We start from the raw sequence: 16,043 nt of genomic DNA, 5'->3' as shown, positions 1-16,043 counted from the left end.
GGTTCCTGTCAAGTTATTTCGCATGTTAAGTATCTCGGTGCGGCCGAGATAGTCTTGATAGGTGGGAAACCACCCCGGGCAGGAGGTCGTCCGGTTCAGTGAGGAAGAAGAATGGGAACGATCAGCAAAGCGCTGGGATTGCTCGATACCTTGTCGCTCATGACCGAGGATGCGGGCCTTACGGAAATCGCCCAGGCGTGCTCGCTGGACAAGGCCACGGCTCGCCGCTTCCTTGTCGAGCTCGAACGTCACGGTTTCGTCGAGCAGCTGCCGCAGTCGCGGAAGTACCGTATCGGCTCTGCTCCGGTGCGTCTCGGGCGCATTCGGGAAGCACGCTATCCATTCCTGCGTACGGCAGCGCCGTTCGCGCGGGAGCTTGCCGATCAGGTCGATGAGACAGTGCATCTGTCGGAGTTCAGCGGCGGCCGCCTTTCGACCGTGCATGTCGAGGATTCGACCAAGGCCCATCGCGTGTTCGTGTCTGTCGGCACGGTTCTGCCGTTCCACGCGACGGCCTCTGGCATTGCTTTTATTTCGTCTTGTCCGCACGCCGAATTCGAAGCGGCCCTGCATGGACCGTTGCCGAGGTTCACCAGTCACACGCCGCGCGAGCCGGATAGCTTTCGCCGCCTCGTCGACGAAGCGCGGGCAAACGGCTTTTCAATCAATCGCCAAGGGTTTGAGGCAGGCGTGATCAGCGCGTCGGCGGCGATCAAGGCACCGGGTGCACGGCCGATCGGCTGCGTCACGATCGCCGCGCCGCTCGTCAGGACCGACGACGAGCGAATCCGCACGCACGGTCTTGCCGCGATCGAAACGGCGAAGCGAATTTCAGACGCATTTTTCGGCGCGGACCTGCGGAAGCGGGCCGAACCGTTGTCACGGAGGAGTGCTTGATGGGGGCAATGGCTCGCTTACCCAGGATTTTGGTGATCGGCACTGGCGACACCAAAAGCGAGGAGCTTCAGTTCATGGCGGAGATCATCGGCCAAGCCGATGCTCTGCCTGTGATGATCGACGTCAGTGTGCTGGGGGATCCCTCTTATCCGCCGGACTATTCGCGCCACGACATCGCGGCCGCCGCCGAAACCACGGTTCAGGCCATCATGGACAGCGGTGATGAAAACTCGGCGATGGCGTTGATGGCCAAGGGCGCTTCCCGTCTTGTCGCCAGCCTTTATGAGAAGGGTGAGGTCGATGGGATGATCGTTCTCGGCGGGTCGATGGGAACCGACCTGGCGTTGGAAGTCGCGTCGGTGCTGCCGCTCGGCGTCCCCAAGTTCATCATCTCCACCATAGCCTACTCACACCTTCTGCCGCCTGAGCGCATCGCTCCGGATCTGATGATGATCCTTTGGGCCGGCGGTCTTTACGGTCTCAATCCGATTTGCCGGACAGTCCTGTCGCAGGCCTGCGGCGCTGTTGTCGGGGCGGCGAAATCGAGCGTGCGGCCAGATCAAGGTCGGCCGCTGATCGGCATGACGTCGCTCGGGTCCTCCTGCCTCAAATATATGAAGTACCTCAAGCCGGAGCTTGAGCGGCGCGGCTACGACGTCGCGGTCTTCCACTCCACCGGCATGGGCGGGCGGGCATTCGAGGCGATTGCGGCGCAGAAGGGCTTTGCCGCAGTCTTCGATCTCTGCATCCAGGAAGTGACCAACCATCATCACGGCACGGTCGTCACCTCAGGTCCGGATCGCCTGGAAAACGCGGCGCGGGCCGGGATCCCGCAGATTGTCGCGCCGGGAGCCATCGACATGGTCGATCTGCCGGCATGGCAGCCGCTGCCGGAGCGCTTTGCCGGTCGCCCGTATCACGCCCATAATCGCTTGCTTGGCTCCATCACCATTCCGTCCGAAGGCCGTCGCGAGGTCGCTCGCGTGGTAGCGGGTAAGCTGTCGACAGCCACCGCTCCGGTTGTCTTGATCCTTCCATCCAGAGGCATTCAGGAGTGGGACCAGGAGGGTGAACCCCTTCACGAGCCGTCGGCGCTCGATGCCTTTCTCGACGAAATGCGCGCGGTTGCCCCGGAAACGATCCAGCTCGAGGAGGTGGATACGCACATTAATTCCAGCGAGTTCTCGGCCAAGGCGCTGGAGATCTTCGATCGATGGGTCGCGGAGGGTGTCGTGCCCAGGGGGCGGGCATGACTATCCGCAATGCCGACAAGGCGTTGATCCTTGATTTCGGTGGCGTTGTCACAAGAACGCTGTTCGAGACACACGATGTCACGGAACGAGCGCTCGGCCTGAAACCCGGCACGCTCACATGGCGAGGTCCATTCGATACTTCGACAGACCCGTTATGGGTCTCCATGCAGAACCGGGAGATCACCGAGCGCGATTACTGGACGATCCGGACGCGCGAGGTTGGGACGCTCGTTGGCGAAGACTGGAGCGACATGAAGACCTTCGTGCAGCGGGCGAGAGGTGCCGAGGCCGAACTCGTTCTCAGACCGGAGGCCCGTGATGCGATCCTGCGCACGAAGGCCGCAGGGCTGAAGCTTGCGATCCTCTCGAATGAACTCGATCTCTTCTACGGCGTGGAATTCCGCAAGCGCTTCCCCCTGATCGATCAGTTCGATGTGATCGTCGACGCCACCTACACGAGGATTCTGAAGCCGGATCCGCGAGCCTACGAACGGGTTCTGGATGAACTCGGGCTTGACCGCGCCAACTGCGTTTTCGTCGACGATCAGAAGAAGAATATCGAAGGGGCCGTCGCCGTCGATCTGCCGCATGTGCATTTCGACGTCACGCGTCCCGCACAAAGCTATGCACAGGCCCTTGAACAGCTTGGCCTTTGAAAGGAACCATCCGATGCGCGAAACCAATTTCCTCGTTGAGAACAATGCCCGGCATGTCTGGCACCCGATGGCGCACCCGGCCGAGATGCAGGCGAACCCGCCACGCATCGTGCATGCCGCTGACGGCGTCGAGATCACCGACGTGCACGGCAAGAGAGTGCTCGATGCGGTTGGAGGACTGTGGAACGTCAACCTCGGCTATTCCTGCGCACCGGTGAAGGCCGCGATCCGCGACCAGCTCGATGACCTGCCGTATTACTCCGCCTTTCGCGGCACGACGACTTCGCCACTGATCGAGCTTTCGTATGAGCTTGCCGAATGGTTCAAGGAAGACGGTCTCGTTCGCTCGTTCTTCACGTCGGGCGGTTCGGATTCGGTCGAGACGGCGTTGCGCCTGGCCCGCCAGTATCACAAGATCAACGGGCAACCGGAGCGCACCAAGTTCGTGGCGCTCAAGAAGGGCTATCACGGCACCCATTTCGGCGGCGCTTCGGTCAATGGCAACGCCAATTTCCGGCGCAACTACGAGCCGCTTCTACCGGGTGTCATCCATCTTGCCGCACCCTACGCCTATCGCAACCCGTTCAACACATCGGATCCGGCTGAGATCGCACAGGCGATCGCCCGCCAGTTCGAGGATGAGGTCGCGTTCCAGGGGGCGGATACGATCGCGGCCTTCATCATGGAACCGGTGTTGGGATCCGGCGGCGTCATCGTTCCGCACGAGGCTTTCATGCCTCTCATGCGCGCGATCTGCGATCGCCATGGCATCCTGATGATCGCCGACGAGGTGATCTGCGCCTTCGGTCGGACAGGAGCCTGGACCGGCTCGCGTCTATGGGGAGTCAAGCCGGACCTGATGTGCACGGCCAAAGCCATCACCAACGGTTATTTCCCGTTCGGCGCCGTGATGATCTCCGAAAAAGTCGCCAGCGTCTTTGAAAACAACAAGAGCCCGTTCGGCTCGATCGGTCATGGTTATACCTACTCGGGTCATCCCGTTGGTGCTGCCGCCGCACTGGCGACGCTCAGGGAAACGACGCGCCTCAACGTTGCTGCCAATGCCGCGGCGCGCGGCGCGGAACTTCTGGAGGGACTCAATAGTCTGCAGGCGAAGTACGAGCTGATCGGCGACGTGCGCGGTATCGGTCTGATGGCGGCGTTGGAACTCGTGTCGGACCGAGCCAAGAAGACGCCTGCCGGCAAGGAGACCATCGCCACGGTTTATGATGCGACCTATGAGGCCGGCGTGATCGTGCGCACTTCGGGCGCCAACGTCATCATCTCGCCGCCGCTGGTGATTACTCCGGCTGATGTCCAGCGTATTGTCTCCGCCCTCGATGCCGGCTTTGCCGCCGCAACGGGAGGCAAATGAGATGCCTGAAAATGCGGCGTTGCTGGCAAGACGTGAGAAGTTGCTCGGCAAGAATATGTCGACCTTCTATCGGGATCCCGTCCATTTGGTGAAAGGAGAGGGCGTCTGGCTGTGGGATGCCGCAGGCAAGCGCTATCTCGACTGCTACAACAACGTGCCGCATGTCGGCCATTGCCATCCCCGCGTGGTGGAAGCGATCGCGCGCCAGGCCTCGACGCTCAATACTCACACGCGCTACCCGCATGAAGGCATTCTCGACTATGTCGAGCGGCTAACCGCGACGTTCGACGATAGCCTCGATACCGCCATTCTGACCTGCACGGGCAGTGAGGCCAATGATGTGGCGCTCCGCATGGCGCAGGCCGTGACAGGCAAGACCGGTATGATCGCGACCGATCATACCTATCATGGCAACACGACGGCGGTATCGCAGTTGTCGACCAGAATGCCGCCCGTCGGAGGCTTTGGCGGGCACGTCCGGCATGTGCCGGCGCCCGATGGCTATCGTCCACTGGGTGGAATTCCGGGCGAGGCCTTCACCGCAGCCTGGGTGACGGCACTGGAAGAGGCGATAGCATCGCTTGAAGCGAGCGAGTTTGGTTTCTCGGCGCTCATCATCGATCCGTTTTTTGCCAATGAAGGGTTTCCCGATCTGCCGGACGGCTTCCTGCAGAAAGCAGCGGCGATCGTCCGCAGGGCAGGCGGCCTTCTGATCTGCGATGAGGTTCAGCCGGGCTTCGGGCGGACGGGCTCTCACATGTGGGGCCATCAGCGCGCCGGTATCGTGCCCGATGTCGTCACCCTCGGCAAGCCGATGGGTAACGGCCATCCGATCGGCGGTGTCATTGCCAATTCCGAGACATTGAACGCGTTTCGCCAGGCATTCCGCTACTTCAACACCTTCGGGGGAAATCCGGTGTCCTGCGCGGCCGGCATGGCGGTGCTTGATGTCCTCGAAGATGAAGGTTTGGTCGAGAACGCCCGCACCGCCGGGGAATACGCCCAGGCGGGGCTGCGCGATCTTGCCGAGAAGCACGATCTGATCGGCAATGTCAGGGGTAGCGGCCTGTTTTTCGGTTGCGAGCTTGTGCTTGATCGGCAAACCAAGGAACCCGCCTCAGAGATAGCCACGAGAGTGATCAACGAGATGCGGGAGCGTGGCGTCCTGATGGGGAAGCTTGGAATCCATCAAAACGCCACGAAAATCCGCCCGCCGATGCCATTCAGCAAGACGAATGCGGATCTCATGCTTTCGACGCTCGATGATGTGTTGGCGGCGCTCTGATGACATCCGCCGACGCTGATCTGCACGGCAGGGCCCGACAGGCGCTTGCAGCCTTCGGCCTGCCTGACCAGGCACCGGAACTCCTGAAATTCCGCGAGAATGCTGTCTTCAAGGTCCGTCTGCGCAGTGGTGAAATGGCCGTGTTGAGATTGCATCGGCCCGGTTACCATTCGCGAGCTGCGTTGCAGTCCGAACTACTGTGGATGGATGACTTGCGTCGTAACGGCATCGCCGTGCCACAGCCGATCGCAACTGACAGCGGAGATTTCCTTGTGCAAATTGCAGGCGAGGAAAGCCAGCACGCTGACTTGATCGGATGGGTGGCAGGGCAGCAGATCGGTGAAACCGGCAGGCCGTTTCGTCATTCGGAGCGCGAGATCGAACGGATCTATCGATCGGTCGGCGTCGCCATGGCCGAGGCGCATAACGCCGCCGATCGCTGGACCATCCCGGCTGGTTTTACCCGACATGCCTGGGACAAGGATGGTCTGCTCGGAGAAGAGCCACTCTGGGGTCGGTTCTGGGATTGTTTGGTTCTGGCAGCGGAGGACCGACGCTTCCTGACAAAGCTGCGCTTCGATCTGCAGGAACGGATCGATGCCCTGGGGGCGCTGGATTATGGCCTGATCCACGCCGATCTCGTTCGCGAGAACGTGCTTGTCGACGGAGACAATGTCGCTTTGATCGACTTTGACGACTGCGGCTACGGTTATCGCCTTTTCGATATCGCGACGGCGCTTCTTCGGAACAGACATGAGCCCCACTACGACATGCTCAGGAGCGCTTTGGTCGAGGGCTATAGAGAACGGCGTCCGCTTGGTGACGGCGCACTCAACAATCTGCCGCTGTTCCTGCTGCTGCGCAGTGTCACGTACGTTGGTTGGGCGGCCGCAAGGCTGGACCTTCCCGATGCCTCCAATCGCCTGTCGCGCTACGTCAGGGACGTGCGAGAACTGGCTGCGGCGCTCCGGAGCGATATCTGATGTCAGTCGTTTCCATTGAAGGCGGCGACTTCATCCAGCATGTCGAGCAGGAGTTCGATCCGCTCGCGTCCGAAGCGCTTCTCGAGACGGTCGTAGATCAGCCGGCTCTCGGGCGCCACTTCTTCGATAATCGCCAGACCGGCGGGGGTTATCTTCAGCAGCACTCGACGCCCGTCATTGTCGTCTTTGGCCTTGTCGATGATGCCGCGCTCTTCGAGCGAGCGGATGATGCGTGTCAGGCTTGGCGCCAGAATGAAGGCGCGGTCGGCCATGTCGGAGGCGTCGACAGTGCCCGCCTCGGCGAGGATGCGGATAACGCGCCACTGCTGCTCGGTAATGTCGTGCTCGGCAAGCATCGGCCGGAAATGGCTCATCAGCGCTTCACGCGCTCGCAAAAGCGCAATCGGAAGCGAGCGCCGCGTATTGCGGGGCAAAAGCGCATCCTGCGGGATCTTGGGCTTGGTCGCGGCGCGGTCGGTCATCGTCGATGCTATGGTCCATTTACGCTGAGTTTGCAATTGCTGCCGCCCTCAAGCCGTTCGCTGAGGGCTTGACAACGGATGCTATGTCATTAACATGTTAAATAAATAAAGGCAAAGCTTCGGGAGGAAAGGATGCCGCATTTCACGATGGAATATTCGGCCAACCTGGATGGCCGGGTGGACTTCGCCGCGCTGTGCAAGGCTGTGCACGCGACGATCATGGCAACCGGCCTCTTCGAACTCGGCGCGCTGCGTGTGCGCGCCATTCGCTGCGATTTCTATGCCGTAGCCGATCTGCTGGCAGAAAACGCCTTCATCGACATGTCTTTCCGTGTCGGTGTCGGACGAAGCAAGGCCGAGCGCAAGGTAACGGGTGACGCCATCTTCGCAACGGTCACGGAATTTCTGGCACCTCTTTTCGAAGCCCCGCACTTTGCCCTGACCCTCGAAATCCGCGAGATCGATCCGGATCTCAGTTGGAAGAAGAACGCGATCCATCCGCGGCTCCGAGCCGCGAGCGCCTGACAACCCACTGACCGCAACGATCCGAGAAGTGCGTCCCGCACCATGGAGCTGATATGTCGAAACTCGACGAAAACATTGCCAAGGCCAGAACCTATCTGTCTCAGTTCGAGAACGGCGTTCTCAATCGTATCGGCGGGGAAGACCTCCCGGCTGCCGAGGGCGCCACATTCGAGACCATATCGCCGATCGATCTGAAGCCGCTGGCGCGCGTAGCGCGAGGCGGCGGCGCCGATATCGATCGCGCCGCCAAAGCGGCAAAGGCGGCGTTTCCGGCCTGGGCGGCGATGGATGGAGATGCGCGAAAGAAGCTCTTGCATAAGATCGCCGACGCGATCGTGGCGCGTGCCGAAGAGATCGCTTTTGTCGAGTGCATGGACACCGGGCAATCGCTGAAGTTCATGGCCAAGGCCGCGCTGCGCGGTGCTGAGAATTTCCGCTTCTTTGCAGACCGTGCGCCGGAAGCCCGTGACGGCAGAACCCTGCGAGGGCCCGGGCAGGTCAACATGACCACGCGTGTACCGATCGGCCCGGTGGGCATCATCACGCCGTGGAATACGCCCTTCATGCTGTCAACCTGGAAGATCGCGCCAGCACTTGCAGCCGGTTGCACCATCGTACACAAGCCCGCCGAATTCTCACCGCTTACGGCACGCTTACTTGTCGAGATTGCCGAAGAAGCCGGGTTGCCGAAGGGTGTGTGGAACCTCGTCAACGGTTTGGGCGAAGATGCCGGCAAGGCGTTGACGGAGCATCGCGACATCAAGGCAATCGGCTTTGTCGGCGAAAGCCGAACCGGGTCGATGATCATGAAGCAGGGTGCCGACACGCTGAAGCGCGTGCACTTCGAACTGGGGGGCAAGAACCCGGTCGTGGTTTTCGCCGATGCCGATCTGGAGCGTGCCGCCGACGCAGCGGTTTTCATGATCTATTCGCTGAATGGCGAACGCTGCACCTCATCGTCGCGATTGCTGGTGGAAGAGAGCATCTACGACAGGTTCACCGCGCTCGTCGCCGAGAAGGCCAAGCGCATCAAGGTCGGGCATCCGCTCGATCCCGAAACTATCGTCGGCCCACTGATCCATCCGGTCCATGAAAAGAAGGTGCTGGATTATATCGGCATCGGCAGAAGCGAGGGAGCGACGGTTGCCGCCGGCGGCGAGAAACTCGCTGGCCCGGGCGGCGGCTGCTATGTCTCGCCGACCCTCTTCACCGGCGCCAACAACAACATGCGTATTGCCCAGGAGGAGATCTTCGGTCCGGTGCTGACCGCGATCTCGTTCAAGGACGAGGAAGAGGCGCTCAACCTTGCCAATGACGTGCAATACGGCCTGACCGGCTACCTTTGGACCAATGACATCACCCGAGCCTTCCGTTTCACCGATGCGCTGGAGGCGGGGATGATTTGGGTGAACTCCGAAAATGTCCGCCATTTGCCAACCCCGTTCGGCGGGGTGAAGAGCTCCGGTATCGGGCGCGATGGCGGCGACTGGTCCTTTGATTTCTATATGGAAACCAAGAACATCGCCTTCGCCAACAAAGCGCACGCGATCCAGAAACTCGGCGGCTGACGCAACCGTCGCCCCGGATCAGAATTGCCTGCACTGCAGGTCTCGTGGAGGAAAGAATGCCCCTGCCGAAGCCAAATCTCTATCCGCCGTTCAACATCGTTCGCCTGAGCCACGTTGAACTGGCGGTGACCGACCTTGCCAAGTCGCGCGCCTTCTATGTCGACACCCTCGGACTTCAGGTCACCGATGAGAGCAACGACACAATTTATCTCCGGGCATTGGAGGAGCGTGGTCATCACTGCATCGTCCTGAAGAAGGCGGAGAAGGCCGAAGCCCGTGACCTCGGCTTCAAGGTGTTTTCCGACGAGGATCTCGACAAGGCCGAGCACTTCTTCAAGAGCAAGGATCTGCCGGTCGAGTGGATCGAACGGCCGTATCAGTCGCGCACCTTCCGCACGCGCGACCCGCATGGCATTCCGCTCGAGTTCTATTCGAGGATGGATCGCCTGGAGCCGATCCATCAGAAATACGCCCTGTACAAGGGTGTGAAGCCGCTACGCATCGATCACTTCAACTGCTTTTCGCCAAATGTGGACGAAAGCGTGGCCTTCTATAACGAGATCGGCTTCCGTGTGACTGAGTACACGGCAGACGAGGAAACGGGACGGCTGTGGGCGGCGTGGACACATCGCAAGGGCGGCGTGCATGATATCGCTTTCACCAATGGTCGGGGCCCGCGCCTCCACCACACCGCGTTCTGGGTGCCGACACCCCTGAATATCATCGACCTACTCGATCTGATGTCGACGACAGGCTGGCTCGCCAACATCGAGCGTGGCCCGGGTCGCCACGGCATTTCCAATGCCTTCTTCCTCTATATTCGCGATCCTGACGGCCATCGCATCGAAATCTACTGCTCTGATTACCAGACAGTGGATCCGGATCTGGAGCCGATCAAATGGGACCTCAAGGATCCGCAGCGTCAGACGCTCTGGGGAGCGCCGGCGCCGAAATCCTGGTTCGAAGAAGGCAGCCTGTTCGCCGGTGCCGAACCGCGAGACTCTGTACTGAAGGCTCAACCGATCGTCGCGCCCTGAGGGCGGGGCGAGGTAGACAATATGGTGCGGTTAAGGGAGTGAGACATGGACAACGAAGCCTTCCGCCAGTGGTCGCGAACGGCTGCCGATTGGGGTGCGGACTATCGGGCAAACCTGCGCGAGCGGCCAGTTCGCGCGCAGACGAAGCCCGGCGATATCATCGGGCAGATCGCTGACGCCGCCCCCGAGGCGGGTGAAGAGATGGAGGCGATCTTCGCCGACTTCGAGCGCATCATTCCCGATGGCATGACCCACTGGCAGCACCCGCGCTTCTTCGCCTATTTCCCGGCCAATGCCGCGCCGGTTTCCGTCATAGCCGATTATCTCGTCACCTCCGTTGCTGCCCAATGCATGCTCTGGCAGACGTCGCCGGCAGCGACGGAACTCGAGACACGCGTGGTCGACTGGCTGCGCCAGGCGCTCGGTCTGCCGGATGGTTTTGCCGGTGTCATCCAGGACTCCGCTTCGACCGCGACGCTTGCTGCCGTCCTGGTCATGCGCGAGAAGGCGCTTGGGTGGAAAGGCAACAGCGAGGGGCTTGCGGCGCATAGCGCCGTGCGGGTCTATGCCTCCAAGCAGGTCCATACATCCATTGACCGGGCAATCTGGATCGCCGGTATCGGTGAGGCCAACCTGGTGCGGATTCCGACCATGGGACCGCTGAACGGCATGGATCCGGAAGCGCTGGATGCTGCTATCAGAGCCGATCTCGAAAGCGGTCACATACCCGCGGGTGTTATCGCCTGCACCGGCGGCACGTCGATTGGCGCGTGCGATCCGATCGCCGAGGTTGCCGCAGTCGTCAAGGCACACGGGTTGTACCTGCATGTCGATGCCGCCTGGGCCGGTTCCGCAATGATCTGCCCGGAGTTCCGGACGCTCTGGAAGGGTGTCGAGGAGGCCGACTCCGTTGTCTTCAATCCGCATAAATGGCTGGGCGCCAACTTCGATTGTTCGGTGCAATTCATCAGAAGCCCCGAGGATCAGGTGCGCACTCTCGCCATTCAGCCGGAATACCTGAAAACCCATGGGCATGATGGCATCATCAACTATTCGGAATGGTCCGTTCCGCTAGGTCGTCGCTTCCGCGCGCTCAAACTCTGGTTCCTGTTGCGCTATCATGGGCTGGAAGGCCTTCGCACCATGATCCGCAACCACGTGACGTGGTCGGAGCAACTTGCGGATCGGATTGCCGCCGAGGCGGATTTCGAGATCGTCAGCGAGCCGGTTCTCTCGCTCTTCTCCTTCCGTCACAAGGGCAGTGGCGACAGCGACCAGCACAATATCGCACTCGTCAATGCCATCAACGACGACGGTCGCATCTACCTGACGCAGACACGCGTCGACGGCCGCATCGCCATCCGCTTCCAGGCGGGTCAGTTCGAAATGATCCGCGACGATGCGGATGCGGCTTTCAGTGTCATCACCGAGATCGCCCGGACGTTGAAATAGGAGACCGCCGTGACCGAACGCCTTCGCTTCGCCAGTTTTTCAAACGGCGGCACATCGAAATACGGCCTCGTGAAGGCCGATGGCATCGTCGATCTCTCGGCACGCTACGGCGAGCGCTGGCCGAGCCTTCGCGAGGTCATCGAGGCCTATGCTTTGGGCAGACTGAGTGACGAGAGTTCGGCTTTGCCCGTCGACTACGCGCTCGACGACATTGCCTATGAAATCCCGATACCGTCGCCGGAGAAGATCATCTGTGTCGGCGTCAACTTTCCCGATCGCAACGAGGAGTACAAGGATGGGCAGGTGCTGCCGTCCAACCCCTCGCTGTTCGTACGGTTCCCGCGTTCGTTCACCGGCCACGGGCAGCCGTTGATCCGTCCGCCGGAAAGCCCACAGCTCGACTATGAGGGCGAGATCGTCATTGTCATCGGCAAGGGCGGACGGCGTATCGCCGAGGCCGATGCGTTGGGTCATATTGCGGCGCTGTCGCTCTGCAACGAGGGCACGATCCGGGATTGGGTGCGTCACGCCAAATTCAACGTCACGCAGGGCAAGAATTTCGACAAGACGGGTTCCATTGGTCCGTGGCTGGTGCCCTTCACGGATGAGGATCAGCTGGCCGATATCAAGCTGGAAACGCGGGTTAACGGCGAGGTGCGCCAGAGCGACCGGACGAGCCGGATGACCTTCTCGTTCCGAAAGATCATCAATTACATCTCCACCTTCACGACATTGGTGCCCGGCGACGTCATCGTCTGCGGGACGCCGACCGGTGCCGGCGCTCGCTTCGATCCGCCAATTTGGCTGGAGCCCGGGGATGTGGTGGAGGTCGAGGCCGAAGGACTCGGCATACTTCGGAATACGATCGCCGACGAGGTGTTCTGATGTTGACCGCCGCAGAAATCGAAGCCGCCGCCGAGAGCCTGGATCAAGCCGAGCGGACCCATATGCAGACCGGACTGCTTTCCCTCAAGCATCCCGATATGAACATGGACGATGCCTATGCCGTCCAGGGCGCCTGGGTGAAGAAGAAGATCGCAGACGGCCGGAAGGTGATCGGCTGGAAGATCGGTCTGACGTCGAAGGCCATGCAATATGCCCTGAACATCGACATTCCCGACTCCGGGGTGCTGCTCGACGACATGGTGTTTGAGGATGGTGCTGCTATCCGCAAGGACCGCTTCATCCAGCCGCGCGTGGAGGCCGAAATCGCCTTCGTCATGAAGCACGCCCTGCGTGGATCCGGCGTAACCGCCTTCGATGTGCTCAACGCCACCGACTACGTCACGCCGGCGCTCGAAATTCTCGATACGCGGATTTTCCGGACCGATCCGGAGACCAAGAAGGCCCGTAACATCTGCGACACGATCTCGGATAACGCCGCGAATGCTGGCATCGTCTGGGGCGGGCGGGCGGTCAAGCCTGACCAGATCGATATGCGCTGGATGGGCGCTATCGTCAGCCGAAATGCCGAGGTCGAGGAGACGGGCCTGGGTGCCGGTGTCCTGAACCAGCCCGCGCGCGGCGTCGCGTGGCTCGCCAATCGGCTGGCGCAATATGGAGATGGCATCGAGGCCGGGCAGATTATCCTGGCGGGTTCGTTTATCCGACCGGTCGAGGCGCGGCATGGCGATACGATCGTCGGTGACTTCGGGCCCTATGGCACCGTAAGTCTGTTCTTCGAGTAGACCTTCGGAATGGCCGCGCCCAGGAACACATTCAAGGAGGCGCTGCGTGCCGGACGACCGCAGATCGGCCTCTGGCAGGCACTCGCCAACAGCTACACCGCCGAGATTTGCGCGGGCGCCGGCTATGATTGGCTTCTTTTCGATGCTGAACATGCTCCGAACGACATCCCCTCGCTCGTCCAGCAGCTTCAGGCGGTTGCGTCATACCCAGTGCATTCGATCGTCCGACCGCCGATCGGCGAGGCCTGGCTGATCAAGCAGATCCTGGATATCTGCGCCCAGACGATCCTTGTCCCCATGGTCGAAAGCGGCGCACAGGCCGAGGCGATGGTGCGGGCCGTGCGGTATCCGCCGGACGGAACCCGAGGTGTGGGCGCTGCGCTCGCTCGCGCCTCGGCATTCAATCGGACGCCGGATTATCTTCGAACGGCGAATGACGAAATCTGCCTTTTGCTGCAAGTGGAGAGCCGGGCGGGCCTGTCCAATCTCGATGAAATCGCAGCAACTGAAGGGGTGGACGGCATATTCGTCGGACCGGCCGACCTCGCCGCCGATATGGGCTTTCTCGGAAAACCAGGGGCTGCCGAGGTGCAGGAGGCGGTCGAGGACGCTCTCGCTCGCATTCAGGCCCATGGCAAGGCGGCGGGAATACTCATAGCCGATCCCGTCCTTGCGCGCCGCTATCTGGACCTTGGCGCCACCTTCGTTGGCATAGGCTCGGATGTCGGGTTGCTGGTAAACAGCACAACCGGGCTTCTGGCCAATTTCCGATCCGGTCGAGATCCGAAGCTGGGGACGACAGCTAGAGACAGCGTGTGCTGAACCTTGGGTCGTCTTTGATGCGGAAGCGGTCGATATTGTCCGACGGCTCGCGTTTGGGCGCGAGCCGATATTGGATGCGGGGGATTAGGCGAGATGGTCCTTTGCCAGGTGGTAGAAGAACATCGCGCCTCGTTCGAGAATACCGTCGTTGAAGTCATAGGTCGTCGTATGCAGGCCGGAACTCTCACCATTGCCAATAAGGACATAGGCGCCGGGTACCTTTTCAAGCAGAAACGAGAAATCCTCGCTGCCCATTAGCGGCACAGGGAGCCTGGTCGAGGCTGCGTCACCGAAATGAGCCGCAATTGTCGCTTCCGCGACGCGGACGGCCTCGGGATCGTTGATCGTCGCCGGATAGCCCATCTGCCAGTCGAATTGCACGTCGGCGCCGAAACTCTTTGCCTGGAACGTGGCGATCTGCTCGACGCGCTCGCGGATTTCTTCTCGTACAACAGGATTCATCGCCCGCATGCTGATCTCCAGCACAGCCGTGTCTGGGATGATATTGGAGGCGGAGCCTGCCTGAAACGCACCGACCGTGACCACGGCGGGTTCATGCGGCGAGGCGTTCCGTGATACCAGAGTCTGGAGCGCCATGACGATGCTGGAGCCGACGACCACGGGGTCGACCGTGATCTCAGGCTGTGCGCCATGACCGCCTTTGCCTTTGACTGTCACCGTTACAACATCGATCGAGGCTGCGATCGGACCGGAGCGGGTGGAGAATGTGCCCAGGGGAATGCCCGGCCAGTTGTGTAGAGCAAAAATCTGATCGCACGGAAAGCGCTCGAACAAGCCGTCATCGATCATCAACTTGCCGCCACCAAAATTCTCCTCGGCGGGCTGAAAGATGAAATGCACGGTGCCCGAGAAGGATTTGTCACGCGAGAGCGCCCACGCTGCGCCAAGAAGCATGCTCGTATGGCCGTCGTGTCCGCAGGCATGCATTGCGCCGGGGTGCTGGCTTGCGTGGGGCAGGTTCGTTTCTTCGTGCATCGGCAACGCATCGAAATCTGCCCGAAAGCCGATAGCGCGGTTGCTACTACCGGCACGAAGCGTCGCGACGATCCCCGTGGTTGCAAGGCCGCGCGTGATCTCGAAGCCCCATTTCGTCAACTGCTCCGCAATGAAGTCGGAGGTCTTGAACTCGGAGAGGCCGATCTCCGGCATCTGGTGCAGCTTGTGCCGGATATTGACGAGGTCGGGAAGAAAGTCCTGGAAACCGATATCGCTCATTGAAGCCCTCATGCAAGCTGGAGGAATTGCCGAAGGCGCGCTGATTGCGGATCCTTCATGATGTTGCCGGGCGCACCGCGCTCTTCGACCAGACCCTTGTGAAGAAAGATCACCTCGCTCGAAATGTCGCGGGCCAGCGCCATTTCGTGGGTAACCATCACCATGGTGCGCCCCTCTTCGGCGAGCTTCTTGATCACTTGCAGCACTTCGCTAACGAGCTCAGGATCGAGAGCGGAAGTTGGCTCGTCAAAGAGCATGACCTCGGGCTTCATTGCCAGAGCGCGGGCAATTGCCGCGCGCTGTTGCTGGCCGCCCGACAACTGCATCGGGTACTGATCGCGCTTCGCCGTGATGCCGACCTTTTCCATCAGCGTTTCCGCTTCGGCGATCGCGTCCTTGCGTGACACGCCGAGGACATGGATCGGCCCCTCGATGATGTTCTCGAGGATCGTGCGGTGAGACCACAGATTGAAGCTCTGGAAAACCATGCCAAGACGTGTGCGGATGTGTTCGAGCTGCCGTGGGTCGGCGGCATGCATCTTTCCACCCTGCGACGGGCTGGTCTTGATCACCTCGCCGGCCACCGAGATCTCGCCCCTGTCCGGCGTCTCCAGATAGTTTATGCAACGCAGCAGGGTGCTCTTGCCCGAGCCGCTGCTTCCGATCAGGGAGATGACGTCACCTTTGCGGGCTTCGAAGGAGATGCCCTTGAGAACCTCGACGCCACCGAAGCTTTTGTGGATGTCTTTTACCGAGAGTGCTGTCTCGACCATTTCAATTCCTC

Annotated in this window: 16 protein-coding genes; 13 read left to right on the top strand and 3 right to left on the bottom strand. The window is 60.9% G+C overall.

Annotated features, from left to right (window positions below; all coding sequences use genetic code 11):
• Nucleotides 1–111 precede the first annotated feature (111 nt).
• Genes ASE04_RS15225 through ASE04_RS15200 form a run of 6 tightly spaced genes read left to right on the top strand, consistent with a single transcriptional unit; the run spans nucleotide 112 to nucleotide 6,449 of the window.
• Entirely contained in the window at nucleotides 112–897 is a 786-nt protein-coding gene (locus ASE04_RS15225) for an IclR family transcriptional regulator (protein WP_056818640.1), read from the top strand.
• Complete coding sequence (locus tag ASE04_RS15220) at nucleotides 897–2,150, top strand: Tm-1-like ATP-binding domain-containing protein (RefSeq protein WP_056818637.1); 1,254 nt, start codon at nucleotides 897–899, stop codon at nucleotides 2,148–2,150. Before ASE04_RS15225 ends, ASE04_RS15220 begins: the two co-directional genes overlap by 1 nt.
• On the top strand, nucleotides 2,147–2,806 hold the full coding sequence (locus ASE04_RS15215) for an HAD family hydrolase (protein WP_056818635.1): 660 nt from the start codon (nucleotides 2,147–2,149) through the stop codon (nucleotides 2,804–2,806). Before ASE04_RS15220 ends, ASE04_RS15215 begins: the two co-directional genes overlap by 4 nt.
• 13 nt (nucleotides 2,807–2,819) lie before the next feature.
• Nucleotides 2,820–4,181: an aspartate aminotransferase family protein gene (locus ASE04_RS15210; protein ID WP_056818633.1), complete on the top strand. Its 1,362-nt coding sequence runs from the start codon at nucleotides 2,820–2,822 to the stop codon at nucleotides 4,179–4,181.
• Between the two features lies 1 nt (nucleotide 4,182).
• Nucleotides 4,183–5,466, top strand: coding sequence for an aspartate aminotransferase family protein (locus ASE04_RS15205; RefSeq protein ID WP_056818631.1), 1,284 nt, complete (start codon nucleotides 4,183–4,185; stop codon nucleotides 5,464–5,466).
• The gene (locus tag ASE04_RS15200; protein WP_056818629.1) at nucleotides 5,466–6,449 is read left to right on the top strand and encodes a phosphotransferase enzyme family protein; all 984 of its coding nucleotides are present in this window, start codon (nucleotides 5,466–5,468) and stop codon (nucleotides 6,447–6,449) included. Before ASE04_RS15205 ends, ASE04_RS15200 begins: the two co-directional genes overlap by 1 nt.
• Before the next feature lie 2 nt (nucleotides 6,450–6,451).
• Here the strand turns inward: ASE04_RS15200 and hpaR are convergent, their stop codons facing one another.
• Nucleotides 6,452–6,931, bottom strand: a complete 480-nt coding sequence (hpaR, locus tag ASE04_RS15195; RefSeq protein ID WP_056818627.1) for a homoprotocatechuate degradation operon regulator HpaR — start codon at nucleotides 6,929–6,931, stop codon at nucleotides 6,452–6,454.
• 132 nt (nucleotides 6,932–7,063) lie between these two features.
• Here hpaR and ASE04_RS15190 point away from each other — a divergent pair, with 132 nt between their 5' ends.
• From ASE04_RS15190 to hpaI, 7 genes are read left to right on the top strand one after another with little or no spacing between them, the layout of a single operon-like run.
• Nucleotides 7,064–7,456: a 5-carboxymethyl-2-hydroxymuconate Delta-isomerase gene (locus ASE04_RS15190; protein ID WP_056818624.1), complete on the top strand. Its 393-nt coding sequence runs from the start codon at nucleotides 7,064–7,066 to the stop codon at nucleotides 7,454–7,456.
• A gap of 53 nt (nucleotides 7,457–7,509) precedes the next feature.
• Complete coding sequence (hpaE, locus tag ASE04_RS15185) at nucleotides 7,510–9,024, top strand: 5-carboxymethyl-2-hydroxymuconate semialdehyde dehydrogenase (RefSeq protein ID WP_056818621.1); 1,515 nt, start codon at nucleotides 7,510–7,512, stop codon at nucleotides 9,022–9,024.
• Nucleotides 9,025–9,080: 56 nt separating this feature from the next.
• Nucleotides 9,081–10,061: a 3,4-dihydroxyphenylacetate 2,3-dioxygenase gene (hpaD, locus tag ASE04_RS15180; protein ID WP_056818619.1), complete on the top strand. Its 981-nt coding sequence runs from the start codon at nucleotides 9,081–9,083 to the stop codon at nucleotides 10,059–10,061.
• 45 nt (nucleotides 10,062–10,106) lie between these two features.
• Nucleotides 10,107–11,513: a pyridoxal phosphate-dependent decarboxylase family protein gene (locus ASE04_RS15175; protein ID WP_056818617.1), complete on the top strand. Its 1,407-nt coding sequence runs from the start codon at nucleotides 10,107–10,109 to the stop codon at nucleotides 11,511–11,513.
• A gap of 9 nt (nucleotides 11,514–11,522) precedes the next feature.
• A complete protein-coding gene (locus ASE04_RS15170; RefSeq protein WP_056818615.1) occupies nucleotides 11,523–12,398 on the top strand; it encodes a fumarylacetoacetate hydrolase family protein in 876 nt (291 codons plus the stop codon).
• On the top strand, nucleotides 12,398–13,201 hold the full coding sequence (hpaH, locus tag ASE04_RS15165) for a 2-oxo-hept-4-ene-1,7-dioate hydratase (RefSeq protein ID WP_056818613.1): 804 nt from the start codon (nucleotides 12,398–12,400) through the stop codon (nucleotides 13,199–13,201). Before ASE04_RS15170 ends, hpaH begins: the two co-directional genes overlap by 1 nt.
• Before the next feature lie 9 nt (nucleotides 13,202–13,210).
• On the top strand, nucleotides 13,211–14,023 hold the full coding sequence (gene hpaI, locus ASE04_RS15160) for a 4-hydroxy-2-oxoheptanedioate aldolase (protein ID WP_056818611.1): 813 nt from the start codon (nucleotides 13,211–13,213) through the stop codon (nucleotides 14,021–14,023).
• A gap of 84 nt (nucleotides 14,024–14,107) precedes the next feature.
• Here hpaI and ASE04_RS15155 read toward each other — a convergent pair whose 3' ends face one another.
• Both ASE04_RS15155 and ASE04_RS15150 read right to left on the bottom strand, forming a co-directional pair.
• The gene (locus tag ASE04_RS15155; protein WP_056818609.1) at nucleotides 14,108–15,259 is read right to left on the bottom strand and encodes a M20 aminoacylase family protein; all 1,152 of its coding nucleotides are present in this window, start codon (nucleotides 15,257–15,259) and stop codon (nucleotides 14,108–14,110) included.
• A gap of 8 nt (nucleotides 15,260–15,267) precedes the next feature.
• The gene (locus tag ASE04_RS15150; protein WP_056818607.1) at nucleotides 15,268–16,032 is read right to left on the bottom strand and encodes an ABC transporter ATP-binding protein; all 765 of its coding nucleotides are present in this window, start codon (nucleotides 16,030–16,032) and stop codon (nucleotides 15,268–15,270) included.
• Between the last annotated feature and the right edge of the window lie 11 nt (nucleotides 16,033–16,043).

It is taken from the genome of Rhizobium sp. Root708 (genome assembly GCF_001429725.1).
In the GTDB taxonomy this organism is placed as follows: domain Bacteria; phylum Pseudomonadota; class Alphaproteobacteria; order Rhizobiales; family Rhizobiaceae; genus Rhizobium.
The sequence above is the reverse complement of the archived record's forward strand: the minus strand, read 5'-3'. Positions and strand labels throughout refer to the sequence as shown.

Coding starts and splice junctions, on each gene's coding strand:
- ASE04_RS15215 (WP_056818635.1), top strand. CDS start 2,147: ATGACTATCCGCAATGCCGACAAGGCGTTGATCCTTGATTTCGGTGGC.
- ASE04_RS15155 (WP_056818609.1), bottom strand. CDS start 15,259: ATGAGCGATATCGGTTTCCAGGACTTTCTTCCCGACCTCGTCAATATC.
- ASE04_RS15225 (WP_056818640.1), top strand. CDS start 112: ATGGGAACGATCAGCAAAGCGCTGGGATTGCTCGATACCTTGTCGCTC.
- ASE04_RS15210 (WP_056818633.1), top strand. CDS start 2,820: ATGCGCGAAACCAATTTCCTCGTTGAGAACAATGCCCGGCATGTCTGG.
- ASE04_RS15200 (WP_056818629.1), top strand. CDS start 5,466: ATGACATCCGCCGACGCTGATCTGCACGGCAGGGCCCGACAGGCGCTT.
- ASE04_RS15220 (WP_056818637.1), top strand. CDS start 897: ATGGGGGCAATGGCTCGCTTACCCAGGATTTTGGTGATCGGCACTGGC.
- hpaD (WP_056818619.1), top strand. CDS start 9,081: ATGCCCCTGCCGAAGCCAAATCTCTATCCGCCGTTCAACATCGTTCGC.
- hpaI (WP_056818611.1), top strand. CDS start 13,211: ATGGCCGCGCCCAGGAACACATTCAAGGAGGCGCTGCGTGCCGGACGA.
- hpaR (WP_056818627.1), bottom strand. CDS start 6,931: ATGACCGACCGCGCCGCGACCAAGCCCAAGATCCCGCAGGATGCGCTT.
- ASE04_RS15150 (WP_056818607.1), bottom strand. CDS start 16,032: ATGGTCGAGACAGCACTCTCGGTAAAAGACATCCACAAAAGCTTCGGT.
- hpaH (WP_056818613.1), top strand. CDS start 12,398: ATGTTGACCGCCGCAGAAATCGAAGCCGCCGCCGAGAGCCTGGATCAA.
- ASE04_RS15175 (WP_056818617.1), top strand. CDS start 10,107: ATGGACAACGAAGCCTTCCGCCAGTGGTCGCGAACGGCTGCCGATTGG.
- hpaE (WP_056818621.1), top strand. CDS start 7,510: ATGTCGAAACTCGACGAAAACATTGCCAAGGCCAGAACCTATCTGTCT.
- ASE04_RS15190 (WP_056818624.1), top strand. CDS start 7,064: ATGCCGCATTTCACGATGGAATATTCGGCCAACCTGGATGGCCGGGTG.
- ASE04_RS15205 (WP_056818631.1), top strand. CDS start 4,183: ATGCCTGAAAATGCGGCGTTGCTGGCAAGACGTGAGAAGTTGCTCGGC.